The sequence below is a fragment of the Allorhodopirellula solitaria genome, assembly GCF_007859855.1.
In the GTDB taxonomy this organism is placed as follows: domain Bacteria; phylum Planctomycetota; class Planctomycetia; order Pirellulales; family Pirellulaceae; genus Rhodopirellula; species Rhodopirellula solitaria.
The window spans coordinates 1-6,748 of sequence record NZ_SJPK01000047.1; the positions used below are offsets into that span (position 1 = coordinate 1).

General features: G+C 56.4%; 3 protein-coding genes. 1 reads left to right on the forward strand and 2 read right to left on the reverse strand.

Translation table 11 applies throughout. The features are described from left to right. On the reverse strand, positions 1-1,283 hold a 1,283-nt coding region (locus tag CA85_RS24430), incomplete at its 3' end, for a transposase (protein WP_146394334.1). A 241-nt stretch (positions 1,284-1,524) separates the two neighbouring features. On the opposite strand from CA85_RS24430, the gene CA85_RS24435 reads away from it, so the two are divergent. After that, positions 1,525-5,313: an ATP-binding protein gene (locus CA85_RS24435; protein WP_186775204.1), complete on the forward strand. Its 3,789-nt coding sequence runs from the start codon at positions 1,525-1,527 to the stop codon at positions 5,311-5,313. 170 nt (positions 5,314-5,483) lie between these two features. Here the strand turns inward: CA85_RS24435 and arsS are convergent, their stop codons facing one another. Further along, positions 5,484-6,551: an arsenosugar biosynthesis radical SAM (seleno)protein ArsS gene (gene arsS / locus CA85_RS24440; RefSeq protein ID WP_146394337.1), complete on the reverse strand. Its 1,068-nt coding sequence runs from the start codon at positions 6,549-6,551 to the stop codon at positions 5,484-5,486. Positions 6,552-6,748 lie beyond the last annotated feature (197 nt).

Below are 6,748 nucleotides of genomic sequence, written 5' to 3' on the forward strand. Positions count from 1 at the left end.
TCGAGTATCTCGCAGTAGCTGCGAAAGATGAACGAATCAACGGCACTGCGAAGGCGAGACCAAAGACTGCGGCGCGAACCAAGTTTCGCAAGTACGGCTTGAAATAACGGACAGCACGCTTGCTGAACTTGATCGATCAAGAATGCAAGCATCATCAACAGCATCAGAACCGTCGACAGGTTCTCCTTGCCGTGGCCGTAGTTGTGTTCAAAGTGGTACCCCTGGTTCTTGAGCGTGTTGAACGTCTCGTTTTCAATTCGCCAACGGCAACGGCCTCCTGCAGCAATCTTCAAAACGCTCGCGCTGGTCACAGTGTGGTCGGTCACCCAACTGAACATGGATTTGATGTTGCCATCGCTCGTCAGGTCGGCTTGCCCGACATAGTTCACGAGCACGTCAGGGTTGCTCTTGTTCAGTGGCAGTTGCTTGGCCCACTGGGTCTCACGATAGGATCCCTTCTTGTCGATCTTCGCAGTCCGAATACTGTGCAACTTTGAATCGTCTCCGGTCTCAATCACTTGATCAAACAGATGCTTGTGGTCGCCCGGTTTGGCACCCAGGATGTAGTGGTAGCCGAAGTCTTCGAGGTCAGCGATGTGCGGCGCGTTGCTCGCCAAACCGTCTTCGGTCACCGTTAGTTTGAGCTTGGGGTGTTGCTTCTTGATTCGTTTGAGTAACCGCCGCGTTGCGTTTCGCTCACAGTCGTTCTTGGTTTCCCCATCTTGCTTAATGATCGGCTCGATCGCCAACGGGATCACTTCGCTACGCTCGGGATGGATCAAGACTGCCGCAACGCCTTGGTGAGCGTAATTCGTTTTTCCGTCTTTGGATTTCTTGACCAGGCAACTCGGGCAGCAGATCTTCGAGGAACTGAAGAAACCGGTTCCGTCGATCGCTAGCAAGTACCCCCCATCGAGGAATCGAAACGACTTCAGCACCCCGCCGCGTTGGAGTTCGGCAAAGATGTCAGCAAAGGCTTCATTGAGTTGCTCGACGTCGATGGGATCAAGGATCTCTCGCATTCGAGAGTCGCTGGGGATGTCCTTGATCTTGAAGATCCTTTTGAGTGACTGATCGTCTTTTCGCTCTTCGAATGCGAGCAGGGAAGGATCCTTGAAGACGAACATGGCCAGAGCGCTCATCAGCACATCGACCATGGGGTAGGTGAGATTGGCTTGCTTTCGATCGTCTTGGACGCACTGGAATCGAGTCCGCAGTAGCTTGAAGAGTGCATCGGCTGAAAGGAACCGACGGGTTCTGGGGGAAAGCGTTTGGTCTGTCATGATGATGGTGCTCAACGCCGAAGGATTCTGGACCCTCTCATGATAGAAAACCAGCAAGATTTTGGCAGTCCACGACTCGCCACAACCATGGCGAAGTGCTAGCAAATGCCGACCCCGCAAAACACGGCGTTTTTAACGCCGCCGGGAATCACTGGAAAATCAGCCCCCCGAAAACTTGCCGGGTCAAACGAGCGATAGCTGGCTTGTGGGTGGTGGGGAGATGGGAAAAACGATTCGCTCGATGGATTGGTCAAAGACGCCGCTGGGCCCGATTGATTCCTGGCCTCAGAGTTTGCGGACCACAGTCAGCTTATGTCTTTCATCAAACTTCCCCATCTCACTGGCTTGGGGGAAGCATCACACACAGATTTACAATGACGGCTACTGGCCGATCTGCGGCGAGAAACATCCGGAATCGATGGGGCAGGATTTCACCGAGTGTTGGGCGTCGCCCTGGCCAGTAATTGGGGACGCGTTCTCCCGCGCGCTGGCGGGGGAAACTTCGTTCCTGGAAAATCAGCGGATGTTTCTGGACCGAAACGGCTACTTGGAAGAGACGTTTTTTACTTTTTCGTTCAGTCCCATCCGAGATGAAAGCGGTGGCATTGGTGGTCTGTTTCATCCGGTCACCGAAACGACCAGCAAGATGCTCAGTGAGCGTCGCACGCGGGTGCTCAGGGATCTAGCGGAGCGAGCGGCAGAAGCTCATTCCGTCGACGAGGTGTTCCAGATCAGTTCGAACATCTTAGCGGAATGCGAATTCGACTTGCCGCTGGCGATGATCTACGTGATCGACAATGAACGCAAACGGGCAACGTTGTCTGGCGTTAGCGGCATCGACCGCGGCACTTCCGCGAGCCCCGTCGAGATGGACCTTGAACAAAGTGACGCAATCGCCTGGCCATTGCAGCGAATCCTCGACACAGCGAATCCTCTCACGCTCGATAACGAAAATGGGTTTGAGGGACTGCCGTGTGGCCCCTACCCCGAGGATTGTCAAAGAGTCGTATTGCTGCCGATCTGTCCTCCGGGCGCAGAGCATCCGGTCGCCGTTCTCGTGGCCGGCGTCAGTCCGAGACTTCCCTTCAACGAAATGTACAGCAGTTTTCTCGGTCTGTTGTCGTCGGCAATCACGGCGGCGGTCGCCAATGCCCGAGCGTACGAAGAAGAACGACGCCGGGCGGAGTTGCTAGCGGAGATCGACCGCGCGAAAACGACTTTCTTTTCCAACGTCAGCCACGAGTTCCGAACGCCGTTGATGCTGATGCTCGCACCGCTCGAAGACAGCCTGACGGCAACCGACGTGGAATTGCCCGAGCCGCACCGCGAGCGATTGACCGTTGCCCACCGTAACTCTCTGCGACTGTTGAAGCTGGTCAATACGCTGCTAGATTTTTCGCGGATTGAAGCGGGCCGGGTTCAAGCTTCGTATGAACCGACCGATCTTCCGACCTACACGAGTGAATTGGCGAGCAACTTTCGCTCGCTTTGCGAAAAAGCAGGGCTGAAATATACCGTCGAGTGCCGTTCACTCGCCGAATCGGTTTTCGTCGATCGAGACATGTGGGAAAAGATTGTTCTGAATCTGATCTCCAACGCGTTCAAATACACTCTGGAAGGCGAGATCTCCGTCGCGATGTCCGTTGAAAACGGCGACGTCCGACTCAGCGTGCGTGACACGGGCGAAGGCGTTCCCGAAGGGGAGATGCCGAAATTGTTTGAACGGTTTCATCGCGTGGAAACTTCACACGGCAGAACCCAGGAGGGAACCGGGATCGGGTTGGCCCTGGTCCACGAATTGGTCAAGCTGCACGGTGGCGATGTCCGCGTCGAGAGTCAGCTGAACGAAGGCACCACGTTCACTGTGCTAATACCGTTGGGGAAAGCGCATTTGCCGGCTGATCGTATTAGTGCCGAAAGGACGCTGGAGTCGACGTCACTGGGCGCCTCACCGTTTGTGGAAGAGGCGGCGCGCTGGATCCCTGGCGGTGACGAGTCTATCGCTCCAGGTTCCGATGTAACGCACGCCGCCCGCAGTGACAATGCGGCCGCACTGTCACCATCTACCAGTCCGAACCCCGAGCATCGCCCGCGGGTTCTGCTGGCTGACGACAACGCGGACATGCGGGAATACATTTGCCGGTTGTTGTCCGAACACTATGACGTAACGACAGTCGCGGATGGGTCAACGGCCCTGAAAGAAGCTCTGGCAAACCCGCCCGACTTGATTCTAGCCGATATCATGATGCCGAACCTCGATGGTTTCGGACTGCTGGAGCAGCTTCGCAGCCAAGAAACGACGAAGTTGCTGCCGATTATCCTCGTTTCGGCCCGCGCCGGAGAAGAAGCACGCGTGGAAGGGCTGGAGGCGGGTGCCGACGACTATTTAACCAAGCCGTTCAGCGCCAAGGAATTGATGGCTTCCGTCCGTGCGCACGTCCAACTCGGCCGGTTACGAAGACAATCGGATGCGAAAATTCACGAAAGCGAAGCACGCTTTCGTACCATGGCGGATTGCGCACCGGTGATCATTTGGGTCAGCGAACTCGACGGTCAGTGCACGTACCTCAATCGCCAGTGGTACGGGTTTACAGGTATGCCTGACGGCGAAGGTCTCGGCTCCCGCTGGCAATCGGCGATACACCCGGACGACCGGCAAGGATTGGTGAAGGGCTTTGAGGAGGCGACACGGCATCGCCGATTTTATCGCTCTGAGTTTCGGTTGCGATATCATGACGGCGGCTACCGGTGGTGCATCGTTTCTGCGTCGCCCCGCACCGGGACCGATCAACGGTTCGTGGGCATGACCGGTTCGATTGTTGAAATCGACGAACTGAAACGGATCGAGTCCCAGCTGCGCGCGGCCAATATGGCGAAATCGGAGTTCTTGGCCAATATGAGCCACGAGATCCGGACGCCGATGTCCGCGATCCTGGGTTACACCGATATCCTGGGGAAACAGCTCGACGATCCCGATGACATGAGTTGCGTTGAGATCATTCGCAGCAACGGTCGGTTCCTGCTGGACATCATCAACGACATCCTGGACATTTCCAAGATCGAAGCCGGCAAGATGGAGATTGCGGCGACCACCTTTCGTCTCGATCGGCTGGTCGCGAACGTGCACTCGTTGATGAATGTGCGAGCGGCTGAAAAGTCACTGGACTTTCAGGTCGAGTTCTCTGAGCGGGTGCCGCAGAAAACCAAGGGCGATTCGAAACGTCTGAAACAGATATTGCTCAATTTGATCGGTAACGCGATCAAGTTCACCGAGCAAGGATCCGTCCGGTTGGCTATCCGTTGCAGTGACGATCCCGCTCAAGCAACGATTCAGTTCGACGTGATCGATACCGGAATCGGCATGACGGCCGAGCAGCAGCAGACTCTCTTCCAGCCGTTCTCTCAAGGTGATTCGTCCGTCGGACGCAAGTTTGGCGGCACGGGGCTGGGATTGGCGATCAGCCAACGGCTCGCGAAAATGATGGGGGGGCGGATTTTCGCTGAGAGTGTCCGGGGTCAGGGAAGCACATTTTCGTTGCAGATCCCGACAGAAACGATTGCGGATGCAGCCTACGTGGCCCCTGATCATTGGGCTGCGTCAGCGCCTTCACCAGAGCCGCGTATACAGTCGAGCAGCGGTGATGATCCGATCCGGGGACACATCTTAGTCGTGGATGATCGACGCGATATTAGGTTCATCGCTCAACGCTTTATCGAACGGGCCGGGGGCACGGTTGTCGTCGGCGAGAATGGCGAGGACGCCGTCGCGAAGGTTGCGGCGGCGGAATCCGGCGGGCACCCGTTTGACCTGATCGTCATCGACATGCAGATGCCGGTAATGGACGGCTACGAAGCGACACGCCGGCTGCGTGCAGAGGGTTTTCGCAAACCGATCATTGCACTCACTGCCCATGCGATGGAAGGCGATCGCCAAACTTGTGTCGAGGCGGGGTGTACCGAGTACGTCGCCAAACCTTTGGACGGAACAACGTTTGTCAGGCTAATCGCTCGGCTACTCAGCAGCGCGTAGCGGACGTGCTTCGTATCGCAGTCTGCAGCCTCGATAGGAGGCGTGGCTCGCGGCCGACAGACTCTGGCGAACCCGATCGAGGAATGTTGCCGAATCTCTTCGGATACGGCAAAGGGTAGTGGCGCCAGAAGCACCGAGAAGGCGACTTCACGTGCCGTGGACACGAGGTATCACATTGTCTCCTGCGAACCCATCTTCACTACCGCTCCTTGGCATCCCGAGCCGCAGCCGGCGGTGCAGCCGAAGCAATGTCGGCCGGTACGGATCGAGCGGTCGCCAAGTCTCGCAGCGTCGAAATCCGCAATGTGCTGTGGTAGCTCAGGTGCTAAACCCATATTCAACATTTGGTTGAAATCGCAATCAAACAGATTTCCCTGCCAATCAACAGAGACCATCGCGCGGCACATGACACCCTCGACCGTGGCCGGATTGAAGACATCGATCAGCTTCTGCATGTACTCATCGAGTTGGTCGTTGCGACGCAGATCATCGAGAAACCGGCTGATAGGAAGGTTCGTAATCGTGTGCAGTTCCGAAAACACAATGTCATACCGCGATTTCAGCTCGTCGCGGTAGGTCGCTTCGAGTTCGTGTTGCGACGGCGGCAGCGAAATTCCCGTCGGGTTGTAGACGAGCGTCAGTTTGCGCCCCGATCCCGGACGTCCATACCCCAGTTGGTTCAACCGCTTGAGGGCGTCGATCGATCGCTTGAAAACGCCATCGCCGCGTTGGCTATCACAGTTATCTTCCATGTAGCACGGCAAGGACGCGACGACTTCCACTTCATGTTCGGCGAGAAACTCCGGCAAGTCTTTGAATCCATTGGCCATCAGGATCGTCAAGTTGCAGCGATCAATCACCCTGCGTCCGAGTTGGTGGGCCCGCTCGACGAGCCAACGAAAATTGGGGTTCATTTCCGGTGCACCGCCGGTGATGTCTAGCGTCGGTATGTCGTTGTCGGCGAGCACGTCAATGATCTGCTCGGCAGTTTTTCGCGACATGCTTTCGCGTCGGTCTGGCCCGGCGTCGACGTGGCAATGGGTGCACGTCTGATTGCACAACTTGCCGACGTTGATCTGCAGCACTTCGATGCTCTTGGCACGCAGGCTTGGTAGGTCGCTCGAGCGAAGTTTCTGGTCAAAGTATGGCTGTCTCGGCGTCGACTCTCCTTCGAGGATTTCTCGCTGCATCGCTGCGTTCGCGAGTTCGCTTTTTTGTCTTAGGAGTGATAGTTGCATGGTGATTCCTGGCGTAACCTAGGCTTCTGGCCCTCTTTATCCTACACATCTTTTTTTAGCCCGTTCCGAATGCAATATAGGCTTCGCGGTACGCCTGCAGTCGCCGCAGTCCACGCCAGATTACGGTGGAACCGGGCGGTCCTTGCCCTGTTTTGTTCAAGTAGCCGCCCAACTGCGCCAACACCAGCATGAACTCG